Below are 21872 nucleotides of genomic sequence, written 5' to 3'. Positions count from 1 at the left end.
GCGCCGCGACCCGAGATCCCGACCCGGCGATCCTGGCTAGCGATAGTCGTCGGAGCGCTTGGCGACGGTGAAGGCCGTCAGGACCTGCTCCTTGTCGTCGATCTCGTACACGATGCGGTACTGCCCGATGCGGATTCGCCAGTCCTGACTCCCGACAAGCTTTTTCGAGCCGGTCGGTCGCGGGTCCTTGGTCAGCGCGATGATCGCGTGCAAAGCGACCTCGAGTACGTCACGCGGCAGCTTCTGCAGTTGTTTGAGGACGTCAGGATGGAACGCAATTCTCACGAGGCGAGCACCGATGCCGGATCCACACCCAGTGCATCGAGCATCTCCGACATCGACATGGTCTCGTATGCTTCGTCACGCATGTGGCGCAGCCGCAGCGCGTCCACGAGATCCGCATGCTCGTGCAGCCGCTCGTAGTCGGCCATCGAGATGATCACCGCGACCTGGCTGCCACTATCGGTGACGATCACTTCTTCACCGGTCGCAGCTACCCCACGGACAATGGCACCGAGTTGCATCCGCAGATCCCGCAGGCTATGCGTACTCATGTTCAACATGTTACACATTCGGCACCGATGGCGACACGGATGGCCGTGCGACCCGGCTGATCTAGGTGCGGTGGGCGAGGAGGTGTTCCATGATCAGGCGGGTGAGGGCTTCGGGGGCTTGTTCGGGGATCCAGTGTGAGACGTCTTCGAGCATTTCGAAGCGGTAGGGGCCGGTGACGTGGCGTTCGGTGGCCATGGCCGCGGTGGAGCCGATGGTGCTGTCCTCGGTGCTCCACACGTAGAGAGTCGGGACCGCCACGGCATCGGTCGGGGCCGCGAGATGCATGGCCCGGTACCAATTCAGGGCCGCGGTCAGGGCATCGGGCTGGGTGAGGCGGTGGATGTAGTCGTCTATCCGCTCTTCGGGGATCTTCCATTCGAAGATCTGGCGGAGCGCGGCCGCATCGTCGGCGAGCAGCATGCGCTCGGCGACCCGGGGGCGGCGAAGCAGCGCGAAGTAGCTGGAGCGTTGAGCCTGGTCTTCGTCCTCGGTGAGCGCGCGAAGGAAGGCGGCGGGGTGCGGTAGCGACACCGCGGTCCAGGTGCGAATTCGCTCGGGCATGGCCGCCGCGGCGGCCCAGCCCACATAAGCGCCCCAGTCGTGGCCGACCAGATCGAATCGCCGCCAGCCGAGCTCGTCGGCGATGGCGGCGACGTCGCCCACCAACTCCTCGACTCGGTAGTCGGCGACGTGCTCGGGACGCGCACCGGGCGAATAGCCGCGCTGATCAGGGGCGACGACATGGCAACCGCCGTTGCCGAGTGCGTCGAGCTGGAACTCCCACTCGATGGCGGCTTCCGGGAAACCGTGCAGGAGCATGACTTCGCGACCGCCGGGTTCCCCACAGGCCAGCGCGTCGAAGGTGCCCGCCGCGGTGGGAATCTTGATTGCCTCGATCACCTGGTCGACTCTAGAGGCCCACCCCGACAGCTCCACCGGGCCGCGCCAGGACCCCGGAGACGACGAACGCGGTATCGGCGGGTAGCCGATACCGCGTGAGTCGGTGGTGGTTGTCGTCGTGGTGGGTTCGGGTCACTTGTTGCGGCGCAGCCCGAGGTATTGCAGGGCGGCGAACCCGCCGACGGTGGCGGCTTGCATGACCGTCCAGATACCTCCGACGGTGTTGAGCTCGAGTGCTCCTTCGATCAGGGCGGCGAGGCTGATGACCGCCCAAGCGGCGTTCCCGGCGATGACGGTTCGGACCAGGCCGGAGTTGATGGTGGTGGGTGCGCTGATGAGGGCGACCGCGATGCCGTAGAGGGTCAGGAAGATCCCGATCGGGATCCCGATGCGGGTGTCCAGGCCCAGCAGGGTTTCCAGTGGTCCGGACAGGGCGAGGTAGGCCAAGCCGTTGACACCGGTGATGACGGCGTCCAGGCGCAGGGAGGTGCGCAGCAGTTTCGGTCCGGGTGCGAGCAGGGTGTCGAGGTAGGACGGTGTAGTGGCAGTGGTGGTGGTCATGATGGTGGGTTTCCCTCTGGTCTAGCAGGTTTCGGGGTGGGGTTCAGACTCCAGCGGGGACTTTGTCGAGGAAGCCCAGGACCTGGGTGATGCGGTTGTCGTCGATGACTGCGACGTCGAAGCCGACGACGACGGCGGGGCCGTCGGCGGGGCCGAGGTTCCAGGTGAAGCGGACCTGGTTGTGGTGGGCGTCGACGGGGCCCGCGAGGGTGAAGATCCAGCCGGGGAATTGGGCTTGCACGCCGGCGATGGCGGCGTCGAGTTCGTGGTGGCCGGTGACGGTGACCAGGGGGTCGGTGTAGGTGACGGTTTCGGTGAAGACGCGGGCGATCGCGGCGGTGCGGGCGGTGGGGTCGGTGGTGTTCCAGGCTTCGAGGTACTGGGTGACGATGGTGTTCATGATGGCCTCCGAAAGGGCTTGTGGTCTGCGGTTTCTCGCTGTCCGTGTTGGACGAGAACTACGTTATGACCTAGCCGTGGGGTGGCGAATCAGTCGTCTATAAGTACTTTCGGCACCGGGGTACCTACATCGGGTCACAGCCTGCGCACCATCTCGAATTCCAGGCGCGGATCGCCTTCCGCGATCGGACCGTGCACGCCGGTTCGGACGATCCCCCCTCGAGTGGCACCAGGTCACGGCATCCGCCGAGCGCCCCATTGCTAACACTCGAAAAGTAACCCATCGCCGCGCCCGAAGGCACGGCGATTCAACAGGTTTCAGTGTTCGTCGTAATGACCGTCGTGGACGGCGTGACGGTGACCGTCGTGCAGGTAGTCGACATGGTCGCCGTGCTGGACCGCATCGTGGCCGCAGCCTTCGCCGTGCACGTGATCGTGGGCGGCGCACTCCGTGTGGCCGGTGGGCTCGCATTCATCCCAGTGGCCCTGGTGCTCGCGGTGCAGGTGGCCGTCGTGGGCGTATTCCACGTGGTCGCCATGGGTGATCTCGGCGTGGCCACAGCCCGGGCCGTGGACGTGCTCATGTTCGGTGTGCTGCCGGTGTGCGGTGGTCATCAGACTTCCTTCCCGATAGCCGGTACAGGTGGAGCCGATAGTGCCGAACATATTAGCAGGTGCGCATCTATGCAGTTTGCTCGGGGTGTGCCACAGGTCACACCTGCCGGGTCACAGCACCTGGGAGAGGAACCGTTGCAGGCGTGGGGTCTGGGGGTCGTCGAACAGGGACTGCGGGGTGCCGATCTCGACGACCTGACCGGCGTCCATGAACACGACGCTGTCGGAAACGCTGCGGGCGAACCCCATTTCGTGGGTCACCACGATCATCGACATACCGCCGGAGGCCAGGTCGGCCATGACCGCGAGGATGCCCTTGACCAGCTCGGGGTCCAGCGCCGAGGTCGCCTCGTCGAAGAACATGATCTCCGGCTTCATGGCGAGCGCACGCGCGATCGCCACCCGCTGCTGCTGGCCACCGGAGAGGTTCGACGGACGCGAATCGGCCTTTTCGGCCAGCCCGACAACCTGCAGCTGTTCGATAGCCAGCGTCCGCGCCTCGTCCTTGGACAACCCCCGTAGCTTGCGCGGGCCGAGGGCGATATTGTCGGCGACCGTCTTGTGCGGGAACAGGTTGAAGTGCTGGAACACCATGCCGATGCGCTGGCGCAGCCGGTCGGGATCCTCGGTCAGCACCGACTTCCCGTCCAGCAGCACATCGCCCTGATCCGGCTCGTGCAGCCGGTTGAGCACCCGCAACAGGGTCGACTTGCCGGAGCCGGACGGACCGATGACGGTGGTGGTCTTGCCCGCGTCGACGTGGACGTTGATACCGCGCAGCACATGGTTGCGCCCCAGCGTCAGATGCAGACCGGTACCGGTGAGGGAGGCGCTCGTGCCTCCACCGCGCTGACGCTCGGTTCCAGCAGGACTGCCTTCGGGCGCTGTGTTCTCGGTTCGCTCGCTCATGGTTTATCCGCGCCCTTCCGTGATGGTGGCCGCCTCGACCTGGTCGATGGGTTGGTCGGGCCTGCCGGTGCGCATGCGGCGGTCGATGTAGTTGACCAGGTGGGTGAGCGGGATGGTCAGCAGCAGATAGACCAGGCCCGCCGCGACCAACGGCGAGAGGTTCCCGGTCTGCGCGTTGAGGTCGCGGCCGACGGCGAACAGTTCGCGCTGGGTGGCGAGCAGACCGAGGAAGTAGATCAGCGAGGAATCCTTGATGAGCGCGATGAACTGGTTCATCAGCGCGGGCAGCACGCGCCGGACACCCTGCGGGATCACCACCAGGGTCATCGCCTGGCGGTAGCCGAAGCCGATGGCGCGGGCCGCCTCCAGCTGACCGGGCTCCACAGACTGGATGCCGGAGCGAAAGATCTCACCGATATAGGCCGAGGCCAGCAAGGCCAGCGCGATCGCGCCCAGCCAGTAGGGATTGTTGCCGGTGACACCGCGCACCACCGGGCCGATGCCGAGACCGATGATCAGGATGATCACCACGGCGGGCAGACCGCGGAAGATATCGGTGTAGACGCGGGCCGGCCAGCGCAGCCATCGGGTCCTGGAGATCCCGGCGACCGCGAGCAGCATGCCGAGCACGGTGCCGAGGACACCGGAAACCAACGCGAGGATCAGCGTGTTCGGCAGACCGGTCTTGAACAGGTCGGGAAATGCCTTGCGATACAACGACCAGTCGAAGAACGTGTCCTTCAACTGCTGCATCGTCGACTTCGGCGCGCTCTGCGCGGTATCGGTCGGCGGCTTCTGCGCCGCGATGGCGGCGAAGTCCGGAAGCTGCGGCACGGGTGCGGCTTTCGAGCCCGGCTTCCAGCCCGGCGGCAGCTGCCTGGGCACCCAATCGGTGTAGAGCGCGGCGTAGGTGCCGTCGGCGATCACCGCGTCGAGACCGCTGTTGAGCGCGTCGATGAGCGGCTGGTTGTCCTTGGCGACCGCGTAGCCGACGAAATTGTCCAGGCTGAAGGTGTTCTGGATGATCGATGTTCCGTCACCCGACTGCACCTGCCCCTCGGCTTGCGCCGACGGCGCCACCCAGGCATCGACCTGGCCGGACTTCAAGTTCGCGTACGCGGTGGCGTAGTCGGGAAACTTCACCGGATCCAGGTGCAGCTGGTTGACCACGTAGTCGTCCTGCACGGTGCCCTGGACGACGGCGATCCTGGTGCCGCGCCCCAGGTCCGAGAAGCCCTTGATGGCGCTGCCGTTGGCGACGACGAGGGAGAAGTAGCCGAAGTCGTAGCCGTTGGTGAAGCCGACGCGTTCGCGGCGCTCCGCGGTGGTGGTGATGTTCGACGAACCGACATCGAAGCGTCCGCCGGAGACCTGCGACAGCAGCGGTGCGAACTCGGTGCCCGAGAACTCGACCTGCAGACCGAGTTTCGCACCGATCGCGCGCAGCAGCTCATTGTCGAAGCCGGTGAAAGTGCCCGTCGAGTTCAGGCAGATGCTCGGCGGCGCGTCCGACAGCGTGCCGACGCTGAGCTTGCCCGGTGTGATCAGCCGCAGCTTGCTGGCGTCGATGGAGCCGACCGGCGTGGTGGTCGCCGTGGTGTACCGATCTACACCGGCGGACGCCGCCGACCCGAGGTTCGTCGGCGCCGCGGACGCGGCACTGATCCCGGGTGGCGAGCATTGATCGCGGTTGGACGACGAATCGTCGCCGGAGCCGCACGCCGTGGCCGCGAGGCCAACGGCGAGCAGCATCACAGCGATCAATGCACGAGACCGCACAGCGGGCAGACCAGCCATGATCCAGAACCCTAGACCGGAACCACCGCAATCCCACAGTTACACCGGCGGCTCCGCGACGTCCGCATCCGGCAGTTTCGGCGGTGTGTCCAGCGCCGCCGAGTTCGGATCACCGTGATCCGAACTCGGCGTAGCGGTGGAGCCGCATGCCCGGCAATCGGTCAGGCGAGGCCGCTGACCGGCTCCGGATTGATCTCGTCGCGCCAGCGGATCGCCCGCTCGACCTCGCTCAGGTCGTAGCTCGGGCCGCTGACACCGATGGTGAACAACGTCACGCCCGCGGCGAGGAACGCGGGGGCGTGCTCCGCGCCCGGCCAGTGCACCGAACGCTCGATGTGTCCTTCGTCGGTGCCGACCGTCGCGCAATGCTCGGCGAGCACCTTGTTCTTGTGCGCGAGAACCTCGAGGTCGGCGAAGCTGTGCCAGATGTCGGCGTACTGGGCAACCAGCCGCAGCGTCTTCTTCTCGCCACCACCGCCGATGAGGATCGGAATGTCTCGGGTCGGCTGTGGATTCAGCTTCCGCAAACGGGCATCGATGCGGGCCATGTTCTCCTTCAGGAGATCGAGCCGGGTTCCCGCGGTGCCGAATTCGTAGCCGTACTCGTCGTAGTCCTTCTGGAACCAGCCCGCGCCGATCCCCAGGATCAGTCGGCCGTCGCTGATGTGGTCCACCGTGCGCGCCATGTCGGCGAGCAGGTCGGGGTTGCGGTAGCCGCCGCCGGTGACCAGCGCACCGAGCTCGACGCGCTCGGTCTGCTCGGCGACCGCGCCGAGCATCGTCCAACACTCGAAGTGCGCGCCGTTCGGGTCACCGGTCAGCGGGTAGAAGTGATCCCAGTTGAACACGATGTCGACACCCGCGTCTTCCGACCGCAGGACAGCGTCGCGGATGAGTCCGTAATTCGGTGCGTGCTGTGGTTGTAGCTGAACTCCGATACGAACCGGTCGGGTCATTTCCATGCTCCTCGTCGTTCGGTCTGACTCCCCGATCGAGGCTACCGGCGACGGCCCGATCCGGTCGGCTTCCTTTCCCATGAGCGAACTCGAGCATCGGGAGCGGGCCCACCCAGTTTGATCACCGTTCGATCACCTTCTAGAGCTCGTAATCGGTATCGAACGGCCATCCGCAGTACTGGTGGACTCACGCCAACGCGTTGTACGCCGCAGTACCCGCCAGTGTTGTCAGGTTCGCGAGCTGCTCTCGTGTCACGAACCGCTCAGTACCGAGGTGCCCGGTGTGCGGGACAAAGCGCCGCCGCTCGACAGCACGGCGCTCAGCTCGGGCATCCGAGTTTCCATCGCCGTGTCCAGCTTCACGCTGTATCGCACGAGTAAACGGCTGCCAGCTAAAGATCGAGATCCCAACGGTTTTCGAGTGGCGCCGATCCCTCGGCACGGCCGTCACGCACGCACCGCCCAGAGCCATGGCCCCGCGGCTGAAGACATGACCGCCGACACAGTCCGCGTAGTACCGTTCCGAATATGGTTCGAGTAGCAGCCGTGCAGCTGGTGCCGGTCCTGGCCGATATCGATGCCAATCTCGCCGCCTGTGATCGACTGGCGACCGCAGCTGTGCGCGACGGTGCCGAGATCGTCGCGCTGCCAGAGTTCTTCACCACGGGGATCGGATTCGACGACCGGCTGCTCGGTGCGGCGCTGCCGCCCGATGGTGTCGCCGCTGACCTGCTGATCGGGCTCGCCGCCCAGCACGGCGTCCTGATCGGCGGATCGTTCTTGTGCCGAGACGGCGACGGTCACATCCGCAACGCTTACCTCCTCGCCGGACCGGATGGCATCCTCGGCCGTCACGACAAGGACCTGCCGACGATGTGGGAGAACAGCTTCTATGTCGGCGGCACCGATGACGGCGTACTCGGTGTTCCCGGATACCGCGTCGGGGTCGCGCTCTGCTGGGAGCTGATGCGCACCAAGACCTTGCACAGGCTCGCCGGTCAGGTGGATCTGGTACTGGCCGGGTCGGGGTGGTGGTCGGTCCCCGAGTGGCGGCCACGGGCGGTGTTTCGACGGATGGAAACCCGGAACGAGGCGACCGCGCAGAAGGCCGCCACAGGGTTTGCGCCGTACGTCGGCGCCCCCGTTGTGCACGCCGCGCACGCGGGCCCGCTGGTCTGTAAGACTCCGTGGCTCCCGTTTCGCTACCGCGGTCATTTCGAGGGCAGCGCCGCCATCACCGCCGCCGACGGCTCCGTCATCGCGCGACGGCACCACAGCGAGGGAGCGGGGTTCGTCGTCGGGGACATCGTCCCCGACGCGCAACCGCGGCGACAGCCGATGCCGAACCGATACTGGCTCCATCGTCGGGGAATGCTGGCCGCGCTGGTGTGGTCCTACCAGCGCAAACATGGTCAGCGCTGGTACGCGCGTCATGGCGTCGCACAATGAGCACAGGGACCCATGTGCGGCGGCCCTTCGACCTTCCGCGCGGAGAACGGCTGTCGAACCGGCTGGCCAAGGCCGCGATGAGCGAGGCGTTGGCCGATGCCGAGGGCAACGTCACCGAGGAATTGCTGCTGCTGTACCGCACCTGGTCGCAGACCAGCGGGTGCGCGCTACTGATCACCGGCAATGTGACAGTCGACAAACGCTACGTCGCCGAACCCGGGAATGTGATGCTCTCACCGGAGAGTGACCTCGACGGACTGCGGGCGTGGGCGGCCGCCGGACGATCGGGTGGCAATCAGCTGTGGATGCAGCTCAATCATCCTGGCCGTCAGGCCAATGCGCTGGCCAGTCGGCTGCGTCCGGTCGCACCGAGCGCGATCGCCGCGAACTTTCCCGGCGCCGTCCGCCCCAGAGCGCTCGAACCGGACCAGATCCACACGATCGTCGCGGGTTTCGCGGCGGCCGCGGCGGCCGCGCGTGCGGTGGGATTCGACGGAGTGCAGATCCACGCGGCGCACGGCTACCTGATATCGCAGTTTCTGTCGCCGCTGTCGAATCAGCGTGCCGACGAATGGGGCGGTGCCCTGGACAACCGAATGCGGTTCGCCCTGGCGGTTGTTCGGGCGGTGCGCGATGCGGTGGGCGCGGACTATCCAGTCGGAATCAAGCTCAACTCCGCCGACTTTCAACGCGGCGGATTCACCGAAACCGAATCAATGCTTGTCGCGGAGGTGCTGGCGGCCGAAGGCGTGGATCTGATCGAGATCAGTGGCGGCAGCTTCAGCAGCCCCGTGATGACGGGCGTCAATCTCGCCCCTTCGACGTCCGCGCGGGAGGCCTACTTCCAGACCTACGCGGAACAGCTCCGGGTGCGGACCAACCAGATTCCGCTCATGTTGACCGGCGGCTTCCGAACCGTCGAGGCGATGGAATCGGCGTTATCCGCGGGAGCATGCGACATTGTCGGCCTCGCGCGGATGCTGTGCGTGACCCCGTCCGCGGGCACCACTGTGCTCGCCGGTCGCTCACCGACCGCACCAACTGGTTCGCATCGCATCGGAATGCGTTGGCTGTTCCAACGTCTCACCGATATCCATCGACTCGACGGCATCCTCGACGTGCAGTGGCATACCGATCAGATCCACCGCATCGCCGCGGGCCTCGACCCCGAACCCGACCGCCACTGGTCTCGCGCGCTCGTCGCCGCAGTGCGACGCAATGGCTTCGGAGCACTGAGAAAACGCAGGTCGTGAATGGTCAGCACGACAAGCGCGAGATAACGCGACGTGGCCGACCGGCTAGATCACGAGGCAAGAACTTCCCGCGTTGATCCCGGTACCGACCGTGAGGACGACAGTTTTGGCGTCCCCGTTCTGATCGACCAGGATGGTGTGCGTCCCAGCCGTCGCCGGAGCCCATCTGGCCACGTGCGTCTTCGGGGTCGGACTTCCCTCCGTCGCGGCGAACAAGACACCATTGTCATAGAAATTCATGCCCACACCGGTGGCGCCGTTCGCCACCACGTCGTAGCTACAGCCCGTCCCGAACCCATTGCTGAGCCCACCCCCCGCGATCATGACCTGAACCCCGATCTCGGCCGATGCCTGCGGCGCGTTCAAAGCCACACCGGCGGCGGCCAGCGCGATAACGACCGAAACAGAGTTCCGAAGACTTCTCATCGAGTACCGACTCCTCACATTGAACGAAGTGAACTCAGCCATGTTGCCAGACAACAACTCCCGACCGTATCGGGCCGATGCCCTACAGCTCGGCACCCCGCCCTGCGGCCGAACATCCGGTAGTGCCGCGTTCGGCACTGTTCGAACGGGTGACGGCACCGGGGACCGCGGGCGAGCCTCGACTGGGTTTCCGCATGACCGAGGCGTTGTGGTTCGGCGCGGCGCGGCCGGCGGTCGGCGCACTGTCGAGAACACACACCGACACGTCCGGTCAGCAGTCGCACCACCCAGTCGTCGCCGACTGCGCAGGTTCAGCACACAGCCCGGAGCGCGCGAACTCGAGCATTTCGAGCACGAACCGAGCAGATCCAGTAGTATCGCCGCTCAACCCCTTACTCGGATCGTCCGGCACGTTCCTGCCGGTGAGAGGAAGTGATCTGCCGTGGCCACGGTGACCTTCGAAAGCGCTACCCGGCTCTACCCGGGCAGCAATAAACCTGCCGTCGACGCACTGAATCTGGAGATCGCGGACGGCGAATTCCTTGTTCTGGTCGGTCCGTCCGGATGCGGCAAGTCGACCTCGCTGCGCATGCTCGCCGGCCTCGAAGAGGTCGACGGCGGGCGAATCCTGATCGGCGAGAACGACGTCACGCACGCGGAGCCCAAGGAACGCGATATCGCGATGGTGTTCCAGAACTACGCGCTCTACCCGCACATGACCGTCGCCGAGAACATGGGCTTCGCGTTGAAGCTGGCCAAGGTCGCCAAGGCGGAGAAGGAAAAGCGGGTGCTGGAGGCGGCCAAATTGCTCGACCTCGAGCCGTATCTGGATCGCAAGCCGAAGGCGCTCTCCGGTGGCCAGCGCCAGCGCGTCGCGATGGGCCGGGCGATCGTGCGCCAGCCGCAGGTGTTCCTGATGGACGAGCCGCTGTCGAACCTGGACGCCAAGCTGCGGGTGCAGACCCGCACCCAGATCGCCCAGCTGCAGCGTCGCCTCGGCACCACCACCGTGTACGTCACCCACGACCAGGTCGAGGCCATGACCATGGGCGATCGGGTCGCGGTGCTCAAGGACGGGCTGCTGCAGCAGTGCGCGACGCCGCGCGACCTGTACCGGGAGCCGGCGAACATGTTCGTCGCCGGGTTCATGGGCTCGCCCGCCATGAATCTGTTCACGCTGCCGGTCGCCGACGGCGCGGTGTCCCTCGGCGGGCACCCGCTGCAGGTCCCGCGCTCGGTCGCCGACGCGGCCGAGGGCTCGGTGGTCGTCGGCATCCGGCCGGAGCATCTCGAGCTCGGCGGCGACACCGGGATCGAGTTGGAGGTCGACGTGGTGGAGGAGCTCGGCTCCGACGCCTACATCTACGGCCGCGCCGTGGACGGGGACACCGGGGAAACCATTGTGGCGCGGGCAGATTGGCGCAGCCCGCCGGCGAAGGGCGACCGGGTGCGGTTGTCCACTTCCGCCGAGCACACCTACTTCTTCTCGGCCGCGGACGGACGCCGCCTGTCCTGAGCCCGCGAAAGCCCCGTTCGCCCAACGCGGAACAGCTGGTGAACGGGGCGCGGCGTTCCTACACTCGGGTCCGCGGATATAGACCCAACGGTAGGAGCAGGCGATGAGGGTAGCGGTCCTCGGCACCGGAGAGGTCGGCAGGAGGCTCGCGAGCAAGCTGGTCGAGCTCGGTCACGCGGTGACGCTCGGCTCGCGTACCGCCGACAATGCCGCCGCCGCCACGTGGGCAGGTGAAACCGGCGGCGCGCACGGCACCTTCGCCCAGGCGGCGGCGGCCGCCGAGCTGGTGATCAATGCGACGTCGGGCACGGTGTCGCTGGCCGCGCTCACCGCCGCGGGTGCGGCGAATCTGAGCGGCAAGGTCATCGTGGATGTCTCGAACGCGCTGGACTTCTCCGGCGGGTTTCCGCCCAAGCTGGCCATCCCCGAGGCCGGCAGCGTGGCGGAGCAGCTGCAACAGGCCTTCCCGGCGGCGCGGGTCGTGAAGACCCTCAACACGATGAACAACCAGCTGATGGTCGACCCGTCCCGAATTTCGGGTCGGCACAATGTATTTCTCAGTGGCGATGACGAGTCCGCCAAGTCCGAAGTGGCCGCTCTGCTCAATTCCTTCGGCTGGACCAGCGAGCAGATCATCGACCTCGGCGCCCTCGAAACCGCCCGCAGCACCGAGCCACTCGTGCTGTTGTGGGTGTCGCTGCACAGCAAGCTGGGTACCGAGGACATCAACTACGCGGTCGTCACCGGCTGACGACAGCGCGGAGCTACTCGGCTCGGCCGGCCCGGCCCGCGCGCCCATAATCCGGATTGAGCCGAATGCCGAGTTCCTCCAGCGCGATCTCATTGCCCGACTCGCTGCGAACCTGAACCCGGACCGGCGCGCCGCTGGACTCCTCTACCAGCAGCAACGGCGCCGGTCCCGGCTGCAGGTAGGTGTCGCCCCACTGCATCAGTGCGAGCACCGCGGGTAGCAGATCGCGGCCCATGTCGGTCAGTACATACTCGTGGCGCGTACGACGGCCCGCTTCCTGGTACGGCCGCTTGGCCAGCAGACCCGCCTCCGTGAGCTTCCGGAGCTGGCCCGACGCGGCCGCATCGGTGATCCCGACCCGTGCGGCGAAACCGTCGAAGCGGCGGGTGCCGTAGTAGGCCTCGCGCAGAATCAGGACCGCCGAGCGGGTGCCGACGAGATCCATCGCCTTCGCGATGGAGCATCCTTCGGGTTTCCACGAGCTCAGATCGGCCAACGGTCCTTCCATCACGGCTGCCATGACGAACATCATAGCGATAGCTGGCTTGAGTCGACCATATCCAGGCGTTAACCTGACTATAAGCCAATAGAGCCAGACGAAGGGGTTGGCTCACGGTCTGGAAGGAACCACCATGAGAGACGCAGTGATCGTCGAGGCGGTACGCACACCGATCGGCAAGGGCAAGCCGAACGGGGCGCTGCACAACGTGAACGCAGTGGATCTGCTGGCGCACAGCCTGCGCGAGGTGGTGGACCGCAGCGGCATCGATCCGGTGCTCATCGACGACGTGATCGGCGGCATCGTCACTCAGGTCGGCGAGCAGGGCGCCAATATGACCCGGCGCGCCGCGCTGGCCGCGGGCTATCCGGAATCGGTGCCCGCGACCACCGTCGACCGGCAATGCGGCAGCAGCCAGCAGGCCATCCATTTCGCCGCCCAGGGTGTCATCGCCGGCGCCTACGACATCGTCGTCGCGGCGGGTGTCGAGTCGATGGGCCGAATTCCCATGGGCGCCAATCTGGTCGGATCCGAGGATCTGTCCGGTGTCGGTTTCGCGCAGCGCTATCCCGATGGCCTCGTCCCGCAGGGCATCAGCGCCGAGCTGATCGCGGCCAGATGGGGACTGACTCGTACGCAGCTGGACGAATTCGCGCTGGCCAGCCACGAGAAAGCCGCGCTGGCAACGAAGAACGGCCTGTTCACCAAGGAACTCGCGCCGATCAACGGCCTGCGCACCGACGAAGGCATCCGCGTCGGCAGCACCCTGGAAACCCTCGGCAAGCTGCGTCCCGCCTACTACGACGAGGCCATGGCCGCTCGCTTCCCGCAGATCGGATGGGAGATCACCGCCGCGACGGCGAGCCAGGTCAGCGACGGCAGCGCGGCAGTGTTGATCATGACCGGCGAACGCGCCCGCGAGCTCGGCCTGACCCCGCTGGCCAGGCTGCACAGCTTCGCGGTCGCGGGCGACGATCCGCTGCTCATGCTCACCGCGGTTATCCCGGCCACCCGAAAGGTCTTGCAACGCGCCGGTCTCCAGCTCTCGGACATGGACCTCATCGAAATCAACGAGGCGTTCTCCCCCGTCGTTCTCGCCTGGGCGCACGACACCGGCGCCGACCTGAGCAAGGTGAACGTCAACGGCGGCGCCATCGCCATCGGCCACCCGCTCGGCGCTTCCGGCGCACGCCTGATGACCACCCTGGTCCACGCCATGCAGGACCGCGGCGCGCGCTACGGCCTGCAAACCATGTGCGAGGCAGGCGGATTGGCCAACGCCACCATCCTCGAACGCCTCTGATACCCAAAGGATCCGGATCCCGAAGACAACCGTCCGGGACCGACAATGCCCGTCGCATCGCTCGGTGCGACGGGCATGTCGTTCACCCGGAGACGACGATCGCGACCAGGAAACCGGCGACCCAGGCTCCGACCAGCAGCGGCAGCGCAATGAGCGGCGTCCAGCCGATGGGCCTGCGCGCCCGCAGTGCCGCCAGTAAGAGCATCGCCGTGTATGCCAACGACATTGCGATGCCGGCCCAAGCGACGCCATAGGCCACCGACAGCCGTCGCATTTCACCCGCATCCGCCGCGAGTTCGTACAGCGGCACGAAAGCGGCGGTCGTCCATGCGAATCCGATGCCGATCAGCGAGCCGATGACAGCGCGCACAGGATCCAGCAACCGGTGCCGTCGATTCCACGCCATACCCCAAGCATGACGCGCCGAAGCCGGTTATCGAATCATCCATGCGTCTAAATTAGTTAGCCATTTGTAAAATTATCGGATAGCTTGGTCAGGTGCCCACACACCGCACCCCTGAGCCCGGCTCCCGGGTACGTGATGCCGAGCGAACCAAGCGCTGCCTGCTCAATGCCGCGTTCGACGAGTTCTCGGCGCGCGGGTACGCAGGGGCGCGAGTCAGCGACATCGCCCACCGCGCCGGGGTCAACAAGCAGCTGATCACCTACTACTTCGGCGGCAAAGAAGGGCTCTATCAGGCGTTGCAGCGGCAATGGCTGGAACAGGAAGCCGATTTCGCCGATCCGTCGCTGCCGCTCGGCGAAGTCATGACCCGATATCTGCGGCACGCCCTCGCCGACCCGCGTGGCATCCGGCTGCTGATGTGGCGGGGCTTGGCCGACGACGCGCCGGAGACCACACCCAAGCCGATCCACGAGGCGGACCTGGAGAGCACCCGGCGGCGGCAGGAATGCGGGGAGATCGCTGCCGATCTCGATCCCGCGTCGTTCCAGCTCGCGGCGATGGGCATGGTGATCGCGCCGCTGCTGCTGCCTGCGCAGGTCCGCGAACTGTTCGGGATCGATCCACAGACACCGGAATTCGAAGAACGGTACGGCGAGCAATTGCGCCGGATCCTCGCTCATCTCACCGCACCACATTTCGAAGGAGAGACCCCGTGACCTACCTCGTCACCGGCGCCCGCGGCATTGTCGGCCGCGCCGTCATCGACCAGTTGCTCGCCGCAGGAAAGCCGGTGCGAGCGGCCAGTTCCGATCCGACCGCGACCACCGTGCCCGACGGGGTCGAGTTGGTCGGCCTCGACATGACCGACCCCGCGTCGGTGGCCGCCGCGCTCGACGGTGTGGACCGGGCCTTCGTGTACGCCGCACCCGATGGCATCGAGAACTTCATCGGCACCGCGAAAGCCGGCGAGGTCGCACACGTAGCGCTGCTGTCATCGATCGCGGCGGAAAGCGAAGACAATACGATCGGCGCACGCCATCTCGCCGTCGAGCGGCCGCTACAGGAATCCGGCCTGCCGCTGACCGTGCTGCGGCCGGGCGCGTTCGCGGCCAACTCCCGCTGGTGGGCGGCCGCTATCAAGTCGGAACGAGTTGCGCGGCTGCCCTTTCCGGATTTGCAGCTGAACCCCATCCACGAAGCCGACATCGCGGCCGCGGCGGTCGCCGCGCTCACCGAGCCCGGACATGCGGGCAAGATCTATCCACTGACCGGGCCCGAATCGCTGTCGCAGCGGAGCATGGTCGAGCTCATCGCGACGGCGATCGGTGAACCGGTGGAGTTTGTCGAGCTGACCTATGAGCAAGCAGCGGAGTTCCTGTACAAACCGGTGCTCGACATGTGGGCCAAAGCCGGGACCGAGCCCATGCCGGTCGGGCCGACCTCCGAGTCGGTGACCGGTGTACCCGCACGGACGTACGCGCAGTGGGCCGCCGACCACATCGCCGACTTTCGCTGACCGCGCGCTCGATCGACGCGGCCGAACCGGGTAGCCGACCGCGGTCGTAGGGTGGCGATGGTGATCACCGCCGACAACGACGCCGTCACCGAGACCATCGTGTACGCCATTCCGCTGCGGACTCGTTTCCGCGGCATCACAGTGCGCGAGGGGATGCTGCTGCGTGGGCCACTCGGGTGGGGCGAATTCTGCCCGTTCCCCGAGTACGACGATCGGGAAGCGGCCGGTTGGCTGGCCACCGCCATAGAACAGGTCACGGTGGGCTGGCCGGAACCGGTGCGTGAGCTGATCCCGATCAATTGCACCGTGCCCGCCGTCGACCCCGAGCGCGCGTACGACATCGTGGAAAAGTCCGGATGCCGCACCGCCAAGGTGAAGGTCGCCGACCATCCCGAATCGCTGGCCGAAGACCTCGCCCGCGTTGCGGCCGTACGCGAGGCACTCGGACCGGACGGTGCGATCCGGGTGGATGCCAACGCGGTGTGGGATGTGGAAACCGCGATTGCCCACATCGCCCGGATCGACAGGGCGGCAAGCGGTTTGGAGTATGTCGAACAGCCGTGCCGGACGATCGAGGAACTGGCCGCGGTGCGCAGCGTGGTGGGTGTGCGCATCGCCGCCGACGAATCCATTCGCCGGGCGGAGGATCCGCTGCGGGTCGCCGTCGCAGGCGCGGCCGATATCGCGGTCCTCAAGTGCACGCCGCTGGGTGGCGTGCGGCGCGCGCTACAGGTCGCCTCGGCCGCGGGCCTGCCATGTGTCGTGTCCTCCGCCCTGGAAACCAGCATCGGCCTCGCCGCCCAACTCGCCCTGGCCGGGGCACTGCCCGAACTCGACTTCGCCTGCGGGCTCGGCACGACCTCCCTGTTCGAGGGCGACGTGGTCGCCGAATCGCTGCGCCCGGTCGACGGATTCCTGCACGTGCCACGGACACCGCCGCAACCGGACCCGGTCTTACTAGAGCGGTATCGACATCCAGATCCGGACCGGATCACGTGGTGGCACAACCGCTTCGACAGAGTGCTCGAGCTGCTGCCCTGAGCCCGCGGCCGGAAGCGGGACCAGCCAGAGGCGGGACCGGCCAGAAGCAGCACCCAGCCGCATGTCGCGGATTTGCCGCACCGGAGGGACAGCAGGGTGCGGGTGGACGGTGGTGCGCCGCCGATTCAACCCGATCCCAACCGCACACCGCAGCCCAGCATCGTCGCCCGCAGCACCAACGCCGCTTCCGGTCCGATGACGCCGTCGACCAGATCCAGATAGCGACCGCAGAATTCCGGACCGTGTGGCGCCACCGAAGCGGGCGCGGGCTCCAGGTGGTGGCCGAGTTCATGCAGCACAACGAGTTCGCGCAGCGCCCACGCGGTGCCTCCGGTGTGCAGCGGCACCGCCAGAACAGCGTCTTCGACCTCGTAATGCGCGGCCGTCGTACCGGCCCTCGACCGGACGCGTACGGCCACCTCGGCTCGACGCCACTGCGCACGAACCCAATTGAGCCCGAGCACCTTGTCCGCGTAGGCCTGCACCGAATCGACAGTGGCGAAGCGGCGCTCGATCGGCAGCGTCAGGTGCGATCCGTAGAGCTCGACCGTGCGATTGCCGTGCTCGTCGGCCCGGTCGAACACCCCGCGCACCAGCTGCTCGGCGTCATATACCTTGGCGCGCTGGCTGTCTCGCGGGCTCATGAGGATGTGCCGTCGCCCGGTGCCAGTCGACCGCGCGCAGCGCCGAGTTCGGGCGAGGTGCCGAGCCGGGCCGCCCGCCCCGCCGCGTCGCCCGCACGGCGCGCCGCCGCCGAATGACCGGCCGAGCCCTGTGGGCCACGCCAGGTGCCGCGCGCCTCGGAGGTTTGCGAGTAGAAGTCGGTGAGCTCGATTTCCTTGTTGCGCAGGGCCAATGCGGTGCCCGCCGCCGAGGTCTCCGGCACGATCTCCGCCTCGACCTCGGCCTTCACCGCCGCCAGTCGGCGCCCGATCCGCGCGGCGAAGGCCATCTGAAAGTTCAGCCTGGCCGTCACCGCCGCGACCGGAGCTTGCACGCGGCGTTGCACCCTTCGTCCCCACCGCTTTTCGGTGACAACTTTCTCAACGGTCGCGGTTCGATACTGTCCCGATTTGATGTACTGATCCGACGCCCGCACCATCTGCACGAGCAGGCTGGCATACAGGGCCTCACAGGTATCGATGTCGGAATCGAAGCCGTAGGCGTACACCTGGGTGGAGGTCCGCGCAACATCACAGCGCACGTCGTTGGCGGCCGCGATCGCGACGAACAGTTGCACGTAGGTGCGCAACCCCTTCTTACCCGGCTGGCCGATCGGGATGATCCGCTGCACCGGTGCAGGCCTGCGTTCGCGCCCCGCGACGTGCGAGCGAGCCACCGTCAGGTCGATCGAGGATTTGGTCGCCAGCCGTTGCGCGGCCGCGAGGAACGCCTCGGCCTCATGTTCGTTATCGGTGGATTCGGCCTTGCGCAGCAGCCCGCCGATCCGGGTGAGCATCCGGTCGGGAACCGCATTCGGCGAAGTCATCGGGCACAAGCCTAATAGGCTGTCCCGGACCGAGTACGACCGCAGACCTGCGCTTGGACGCGTGACCATACAACCGCACAAACGGTAGGCGTAATCCACCGTGGCACATGAACACCATGTATCTTGCGTTGTGCACCTCTGGTGTGCTGGTGCTCACGTCTCGACCCTTGGAGTATTCGCGATGGCTTTGAAGAAGGTGTCGTCCCTGCGTTCGTCGCTCATGCCTCGAGCGGTGCTGGCTGCTGCCTCAGTGGCGCTGCTGGCGGCGACGTTCACGGCCTCGTGCTCCAGCGACAGCGGGGGCAATCCGACCGGTCAGAACCTCACCGGCCGCGGCCCGATCACCTATGTCGAGGGCAAGGACACCACCGAGACGGGTGCGGTCAAGCAGTTGATCGAGCGCTGGAACGCGTCGCATCCCGACGAGCAGGTGACGTTCAAGGAGCAGTCGAACGACGCCTCGCAGCAGTACGACGACCTCGTCGAGCACATGCGCTCCAAGCAGTCCAGCTACGACGTGTTCGCCATGGACGTGCCGTGGACCGCCGAGTTCGCGGCGAAGGGCTGGATCCAGCCACTGCGGGATACCTTCTCCATCGACACCTCCGCGCTGCTCTCGCCGCCGGTGGCCAGCGCCACCTACAACAACGTCCTGTACGCGGCGCCCCGAAACACCAACGGCGGCCTGCTGTTCTACCGCAAGGACCTGGTGCCCAACCCGCCGAAGACCTGGACCGAAATGCTGGCGCAGTGTCCGGTCGCCAAGCAGAACAACATCGGTTGCTACGCAGGCCAACTCGCGCCCTACGAAGGCCTGACCGTGAACACCGCCGAGGTGATCAACGCCTTCGGCGGCACCTTCGTCGGCGCCGACGGCAAGACCCCGACGGTGAACAGCCCGCAGTCCCGCGCGGGACTGAAGCAGCTGGTCGACGCCTACAAGAGCGGCGATATCCCCAAGGAAGCCATCACCTTCAAGGAGCCGGAGAGCGGCGCCGCCTTCACCCAGGGCAAGCTGATGTTCCTGCGCAGCTGGCCGTCCACCTTCGGTGACGCCGGCTCGGAATCCTCGGCCGTGAAGGACAAGTTCGGGGTCGCGCCGCTGCCCGGCGAGAACGGCGTCGGCGCCTCGACCCTCGGCGGCTACAACGCCGCCATCAGCGCGTTCTCCAAGAACAAGGCCACCGCGCTCGACTTCCTTCGCTTCCTCATCAGCGAGGACGCGCAGCACATCGTCGCCGCGGGCGCGCTGCCCTCGGTGCGCGCATCGATGTACGACGATCCCGCACTCATCGCGAAGATGCCGTACCTGCCCGCACTCAAGGAATCAATCGCCAGCGCAGTGCCGCGCCCGGTGACTCCGTTCTATCCAGCGGTGTCCAAGGCCATCCAGGACAACGCCTACGCCGCCTTGAACGGAACCAAATCGGTCGACGACGCGATCACCGGTATGCAAAAGGGCATCGAGACAGCCGGCTCATAGCGAACCGGACCAGCCCAGCCCTGTAGGAGAGAGATACGGTGTCGGATCCTTCGGGAACGACCACCCGCGTGTCGAGCGACGGCCAGCTGCCGCCGAAGCGCGGGTTCGGTGGAACATTGGCATTGCAGCTTCGGAGTTCCGGTAAGGCGTGGCTATTCGTCACGCCGGTGTTGATAACGCTGGCGGTCGTCGTCGGCTACCCGGTATTCCGGGCGATCTACATGTCGTTCCAGAAGGATGCCGGGCTGGATCCGGCGACCGGGATGTTCGTCGAGGGCGGTAGCGCCGGATTCTCGAACTACACCCATTGGCTGTTCCAACAGTGTCAGGCCGGCGGCGAGACGGTGTCCTGCCCCACCGGCAACCTCGGCTCGCAGTTCTGGCTCGCCATCGGCGTGACGCTGTTCTTCACGGTGATCACCGTGACCCTCGAGGCGACACTCGGCCTCGGCATGGCGATGGTGATGGGAAAGACCTTCCGTGGCCGGGCCCTGCTGCGGGCGGCGGTGCTCATTCCGTGGGCGATCCCGACCGCGGTCACCGCGCGACTGTGGGAGTTCATGTTCCAGTACGACGGGGTGGTGAACCGGCTGCTCGGCACGCACATCCTGTGGACCTCCGAGGCGTGGCCCGCGCGGTTCGCGGTGATCGCCGCCGACGTGTGGAAGACCACGCCGTTCATGGCCTTGCTGCTGCTCGCAGGCCTGCAGGTGATCCCGGCCGACGTCTACGAGGCCGCCAAGGTCGACGGCGCGACGGCCTGGCAGCGCTTCACCCAGATCACCCTGCCGCTGCTCAAGCCCGCGTTGCTGGTGGCGGTGCTGTTCCGGACGATGGACGGACTGCGCCTCTACGACCTGCCCGCGATCATGACGCTCGGCAACCCGGCGACCCGCCCGATCTCCGCGCTGGTGGTCGAGCAGGTCCGTCAAGGCCCGAATAGTGCGGCCGCATTGTCGACGATCACCTTCCTGCTCATCTTCGCGGTGGCGTTCCTGTTGGTGAAGGTCTTGGGCGCGAATGCCGTTCGGACCCAGGAAGAACAGCGGGAGGCGCACTGATGGCCACCACGACCACCACGACCCCATGGACCAAGCGGCTCGGTTCCGTGCGGCTGTACCTCGGTGCGCTGATCGTGCTGGTGTGGGGCCTCGGACCGTTCTACTGGATGGCCGTCACGGCATTCCGCGATCCGGACTTCACCTTCGACAACACCCCGTGGCCGACCCATGTCACGTTCGAGAACTTCCGCAACGCCTTCGACACCAGCCGCGGCAACGATTTCGGCAAGGCCCTGCTCAACAGCGTGGTCATCGGCGCGGCCACCACGGTGTTCGCCCTGGTGCTCGGCGTGCTGGCCGCCTACGCGCTGGCCAGGCTCACCTTCAAGGGCAAGTACCTGGTGTCGGGGCTGATCCTGAGCGCCTCGATGTTCCCGGTGGTCGTGCTGGTCACGCCGCTGTTCCAGCTGTTCACCAACCTGGGCTGGATCGGCGAGTACCAGGCGATGATCATCCCGAACATCTCGTTCGTGCTGCCGATGACCGTCTACATCCTGGCCTCGTTCTTCGCGGAGCTGCCGTGGGAGCTCGAGGAGGCCGCGCGCATCGATGGCGCGACCAAGTTGCAGGCCTTCCGGCTGGTGATGCTGCCGCTGGCGGCGCCTGCGGTGTTCACCACCGCGATCCTCGCGTTCATCGCCGCGGTGAACGAATACCTTTTGGCGCGACTGCTTTCCAGCGACAAGACCGAACCGGTGACCGTCGCGATCGCGCGCTTCTCCGGCAACAACCCCCTGGTGCAGCCCTACGCCGCCATCATGGCCGCGGGCACGATGGTCACCATTCCGCTGGTGATCATGGTGCTGCTGTTCCAGCGCCGCATCATCTCCGGTCTCACCGCGGGCGGCGTCAAGAGCTGAGCTGTATCTGATGTGCAGCGCCTGCGGCGCTGCGTGTTGGCGGGCCCCCCGGGGGGGGGGGGGGGGGGGGGCGCGCGGGGGGGCCGGCTGCCGCGGGGGAGCTGGGCGCCGGGTCAGCGGCGGGGCG

At 66.6% G+C, this 21872-nt stretch carries 25 protein-coding genes; 11 read left to right on the top strand and 14 right to left on the bottom strand.

What is annotated here, in order from left to right; genetic code table 11:
• Positions 1-36: 36 nt before the first annotated feature.
• The 9 genes from ACFU4Z_RS03670 to ACFU4Z_RS03630 form a co-directional block, all read right to left on the bottom strand.
• Entirely contained in the window at positions 37-285 is a 249-nt protein-coding gene (locus ACFU4Z_RS03670) for a type II toxin-antitoxin system RelE/ParE family toxin (protein WP_379059475.1), read from the bottom strand.
• Positions 282-554 carry a type II toxin-antitoxin system Phd/YefM family antitoxin gene (locus ACFU4Z_RS03665; protein WP_379059474.1) on the bottom strand — a complete coding sequence of 91 codons (273 nt, stop codon included), beginning with the start codon at positions 552-554 and terminating at the stop codon, positions 282-284. The genes ACFU4Z_RS03670 and ACFU4Z_RS03665 overlap by 4 nt, the downstream gene beginning before the upstream one ends.
• A 61-nt stretch (positions 555-615) precedes the next feature.
• On the bottom strand, positions 616-1455 hold the full coding sequence (locus ACFU4Z_RS03660) for an alpha/beta fold hydrolase (RefSeq protein WP_379059473.1): 840 nt from the start codon (positions 1453-1455) through the stop codon (positions 616-618).
• A 132-nt stretch (positions 1456-1587) separates the two neighbouring features.
• Complete coding sequence (locus tag ACFU4Z_RS03655) at positions 1588-2016, bottom strand: hypothetical protein (RefSeq protein ID WP_379059472.1); 429 nt, start codon at positions 2014-2016, stop codon at positions 1588-1590.
• Positions 2017-2059: 43 nt separating this feature from the next.
• Positions 2060-2416 (bottom strand): nuclear transport factor 2 family protein, encoded by a 357-nt coding sequence (locus ACFU4Z_RS03650; protein ID WP_379059471.1) that lies wholly within the window; start codon positions 2414-2416, stop codon positions 2060-2062.
• Between the two features lie 317 nt (positions 2417-2733).
• Entirely contained in the window at positions 2734-3030 is a 297-nt protein-coding gene (locus ACFU4Z_RS03645; RefSeq protein WP_379059470.1) for a hypothetical protein, read from the bottom strand.
• A gap of 111 nt (positions 3031-3141) precedes the next feature.
• Positions 3142-3939, bottom strand: coding sequence for an amino acid ABC transporter ATP-binding protein (locus ACFU4Z_RS03640; protein WP_379059468.1), 798 nt, complete (start codon positions 3937-3939; stop codon positions 3142-3144).
• A gap of 3 nt (positions 3940-3942) precedes the next feature.
• Positions 3943-5736 carry an ABC transporter substrate-binding protein/permease gene (locus ACFU4Z_RS03635; protein ID WP_379059466.1) on the bottom strand — a complete coding sequence of 598 codons (1794 nt, stop codon included), beginning with the start codon at positions 5734-5736 and terminating at the stop codon, positions 3943-3945.
• A 161-nt stretch (positions 5737-5897) separates the two neighbouring features.
• Positions 5898-6692, bottom strand: coding sequence for an LLM class F420-dependent oxidoreductase (locus ACFU4Z_RS03630; RefSeq protein WP_379059464.1), 795 nt, complete (start codon positions 6690-6692; stop codon positions 5898-5900).
• A 528-nt stretch (positions 6693-7220) separates the two neighbouring features.
• Here ACFU4Z_RS03630 and ACFU4Z_RS03625 point away from each other — a divergent pair.
• Positions 7221-8141, top strand: coding sequence for a carbon-nitrogen hydrolase family protein (locus tag ACFU4Z_RS03625; protein WP_379059462.1), 921 nt, complete (start codon positions 7221-7223; stop codon positions 8139-8141).
• Positions 8138-9394, top strand: coding sequence for an NADH:flavin oxidoreductase (locus ACFU4Z_RS03620; protein WP_379059460.1), 1257 nt, complete (start codon positions 8138-8140; stop codon positions 9392-9394). The genes ACFU4Z_RS03625 and ACFU4Z_RS03620 overlap by 4 nt, the downstream gene beginning before the upstream one ends.
• Positions 9395-9439: 45 nt before the next feature.
• On the opposite strand, the gene ACFU4Z_RS03615 is transcribed toward ACFU4Z_RS03620, so the two are convergent.
• Positions 9440-9820: a hypothetical protein gene (locus ACFU4Z_RS03615; protein ID WP_379059458.1), complete on the bottom strand. Its 381-nt coding sequence runs from the start codon at positions 9818-9820 to the stop codon at positions 9440-9442.
• A 442-nt stretch (positions 9821-10262) separates the two neighbouring features.
• On the opposite strand from ACFU4Z_RS03615, the gene ACFU4Z_RS03610 reads away from it, so the two are divergent.
• Positions 10263-11336, top strand: coding sequence for an ABC transporter ATP-binding protein (locus ACFU4Z_RS03610; protein ID WP_379059456.1), 1074 nt, complete (start codon positions 10263-10265; stop codon positions 11334-11336).
• A gap of 103 nt (positions 11337-11439) precedes the next feature.
• Positions 11440-12087 carry an NADPH-dependent F420 reductase gene (locus tag ACFU4Z_RS03605; protein WP_379059454.1) on the top strand — a complete coding sequence of 216 codons (648 nt, stop codon included), beginning with the start codon at positions 11440-11442 and terminating at the stop codon, positions 12085-12087.
• A 13-nt stretch (positions 12088-12100) separates the two neighbouring features.
• On the opposite strand, the gene ACFU4Z_RS03600 is transcribed toward ACFU4Z_RS03605, so the two are convergent.
• Positions 12101-12619 carry a winged helix-turn-helix transcriptional regulator gene (locus ACFU4Z_RS03600; protein WP_379059453.1) on the bottom strand — a complete coding sequence of 173 codons (519 nt, stop codon included), beginning with the start codon at positions 12617-12619 and terminating at the stop codon, positions 12101-12103.
• 100 nt (positions 12620-12719) lie between these two features.
• Between ACFU4Z_RS03600 and ACFU4Z_RS03595 the strand changes: the two genes are divergently transcribed.
• Positions 12720-13889 (top strand): thiolase family protein, encoded by a 1170-nt coding sequence (locus tag ACFU4Z_RS03595; RefSeq protein ID WP_379059452.1) that lies wholly within the window; start codon positions 12720-12722, stop codon positions 13887-13889.
• Positions 13890-13971: 82 nt separating this feature from the next.
• Here the strand turns inward: ACFU4Z_RS03595 and ACFU4Z_RS03590 are convergent, their stop codons facing one another.
• Complete coding sequence (locus tag ACFU4Z_RS03590; protein WP_379059450.1) at positions 13972-14295, bottom strand: hypothetical protein; 324 nt, start codon at positions 14293-14295, stop codon at positions 13972-13974.
• Positions 14296-14387: 92 nt separating this feature from the next.
• On the opposite strand from ACFU4Z_RS03590, the gene ACFU4Z_RS03585 reads away from it, so the two are divergent.
• Genes ACFU4Z_RS03585 through ACFU4Z_RS03575 form a run of 3 tightly spaced genes read left to right on the top strand, consistent with a single transcriptional unit; the run spans position 14388 to position 16852 of the window.
• On the top strand, positions 14388-15011 hold the full coding sequence (locus ACFU4Z_RS03585) for a TetR/AcrR family transcriptional regulator (protein ID WP_379059448.1): 624 nt from the start codon (positions 14388-14390) through the stop codon (positions 15009-15011).
• The gene (locus tag ACFU4Z_RS03580; RefSeq protein ID WP_379059446.1) at positions 15008-15811 is read left to right on the top strand and encodes an SDR family oxidoreductase; all 804 of its coding nucleotides are present in this window, start codon (positions 15008-15010) and stop codon (positions 15809-15811) included. The genes ACFU4Z_RS03585 and ACFU4Z_RS03580 overlap by 4 nt, the downstream gene beginning before the upstream one ends.
• Positions 15812-15868: 57 nt before the next feature.
• Positions 15869-16852 (top strand): o-succinylbenzoate synthase, encoded by a 984-nt coding sequence (locus ACFU4Z_RS03575; RefSeq protein WP_379059444.1) that lies wholly within the window; start codon positions 15869-15871, stop codon positions 16850-16852.
• 125 nt (positions 16853-16977) lie between these two features.
• Here the strand turns inward: ACFU4Z_RS03575 and ACFU4Z_RS03570 are convergent, their stop codons facing one another.
• On the bottom strand, positions 16978-17496 hold the full coding sequence (locus ACFU4Z_RS03570) for a TIGR04338 family metallohydrolase (RefSeq protein WP_379059443.1): 519 nt from the start codon (positions 17494-17496) through the stop codon (positions 16978-16980).
• A complete protein-coding gene (locus ACFU4Z_RS03565; protein WP_379059441.1) occupies positions 17493-18341 on the bottom strand; it encodes a DUF2786 domain-containing protein in 849 nt (282 codons plus the stop codon). Before ACFU4Z_RS03565 ends, ACFU4Z_RS03570 begins: the two co-directional genes overlap by 4 nt.
• 181 nt (positions 18342-18522) lie before the next feature.
• On the opposite strand from ACFU4Z_RS03565, the gene ACFU4Z_RS03560 reads away from it, so the two are divergent.
• From ACFU4Z_RS03560 to ACFU4Z_RS03550, 3 genes are read left to right on the top strand one after another with little or no spacing between them, the layout of a single operon-like run.
• Positions 18523-19824: an ABC transporter substrate-binding protein gene (locus ACFU4Z_RS03560; protein WP_379059440.1), complete on the top strand. Its 1302-nt coding sequence runs from the start codon at positions 18523-18525 to the stop codon at positions 19822-19824.
• A gap of 38 nt (positions 19825-19862) precedes the next feature.
• Positions 19863-20885: a carbohydrate ABC transporter permease gene (locus ACFU4Z_RS03555; protein ID WP_379059438.1), complete on the top strand. Its 1023-nt coding sequence runs from the start codon at positions 19863-19865 to the stop codon at positions 20883-20885.
• Entirely contained in the window at positions 20885-21745 is an 861-nt protein-coding gene (locus ACFU4Z_RS03550; protein ID WP_379059436.1) for a carbohydrate ABC transporter permease, read from the top strand. The genes ACFU4Z_RS03555 and ACFU4Z_RS03550 overlap by 1 nt, the downstream gene beginning before the upstream one ends.
• The last annotated feature ends 127 nt before the right edge of the window (positions 21746-21872 follow it).

The organism is Nocardia sp. NPDC057440 (genome assembly GCF_042802915.1).
In the GTDB taxonomy this organism is placed as follows: domain Bacteria; phylum Actinomycetota; class Actinomycetes; order Mycobacteriales; family Mycobacteriaceae; genus Nocardia.
This window is presented reverse-complemented; position numbering and strand designations above follow the sequence as displayed.

Coding starts and splice junctions, on each gene's coding strand:
- ACFU4Z_RS03645 (WP_379059470.1), bottom strand. CDS start 3,030: ATGACCACCGCACACCGGCAGCACACCGAACATGAGCACGTCCACGGC.
- ACFU4Z_RS03575 (WP_379059444.1), top strand. CDS start 15,869: ATGGTGATCACCGCCGACAACGACGCCGTCACCGAGACCATCGTGTAC.
- ACFU4Z_RS03620 (WP_379059460.1), top strand. CDS start 8,138: ATGAGCACAGGGACCCATGTGCGGCGGCCCTTCGACCTTCCGCGCGGA.
- ACFU4Z_RS03665 (WP_379059474.1), bottom strand. CDS start 554: ATGAGTACGCATAGCCTGCGGGATCTGCGGATGCAACTCGGTGCCATT.
- ACFU4Z_RS03630 (WP_379059464.1), bottom strand. CDS start 6,692: ATGACCCGACCGGTTCGTATCGGAGTTCAGCTACAACCACAGCACGCA.
- ACFU4Z_RS03595 (WP_379059452.1), top strand. CDS start 12,720: ATGAGAGACGCAGTGATCGTCGAGGCGGTACGCACACCGATCGGCAAG.
- ACFU4Z_RS03570 (WP_379059443.1), bottom strand. CDS start 17,496: ATGAGCCCGCGAGACAGCCAGCGCGCCAAGGTATATGACGCCGAGCAG.
- ACFU4Z_RS03625 (WP_379059462.1), top strand. CDS start 7,221: ATGGTTCGAGTAGCAGCCGTGCAGCTGGTGCCGGTCCTGGCCGATATC.
- ACFU4Z_RS03650 (WP_379059471.1), bottom strand. CDS start 2,416: ATGAACACCATCGTCACCCAGTACCTCGAAGCCTGGAACACCACCGAC.
- ACFU4Z_RS03635 (WP_379059466.1), bottom strand. CDS start 5,736: ATGGCTGGTCTGCCCGCTGTGCGGTCTCGTGCATTGATCGCTGTGATG.
- ACFU4Z_RS03550 (WP_379059436.1), top strand. CDS start 20,885: ATGGCCACCACGACCACCACGACCCCATGGACCAAGCGGCTCGGTTCC.
- ACFU4Z_RS03615 (WP_379059458.1), bottom strand. CDS start 9,820: ATGAGAAGTCTTCGGAACTCTGTTTCGGTCGTTATCGCGCTGGCCGCC.
- ACFU4Z_RS03565 (WP_379059441.1), bottom strand. CDS start 18,341: ATGACTTCGCCGAATGCGGTTCCCGACCGGATGCTCACCCGGATCGGC.
- ACFU4Z_RS03560 (WP_379059440.1), top strand. CDS start 18,523: ATGGCTTTGAAGAAGGTGTCGTCCCTGCGTTCGTCGCTCATGCCTCGA.
- ACFU4Z_RS03605 (WP_379059454.1), top strand. CDS start 11,440: ATGAGGGTAGCGGTCCTCGGCACCGGAGAGGTCGGCAGGAGGCTCGCG.
- ACFU4Z_RS03590 (WP_379059450.1), bottom strand. CDS start 14,295: ATGGCGTGGAATCGACGGCACCGGTTGCTGGATCCTGTGCGCGCTGTC.
- ACFU4Z_RS03640 (WP_379059468.1), bottom strand. CDS start 3,939: ATGAGCGAGCGAACCGAGAACACAGCGCCCGAAGGCAGTCCTGCTGGA.
- ACFU4Z_RS03655 (WP_379059472.1), bottom strand. CDS start 2,016: ATGACCACCACCACTGCCACTACACCGTCCTACCTCGACACCCTGCTC.
- ACFU4Z_RS03600 (WP_379059453.1), bottom strand. CDS start 12,619: ATGATGTTCGTCATGGCAGCCGTGATGGAAGGACCGTTGGCCGATCTG.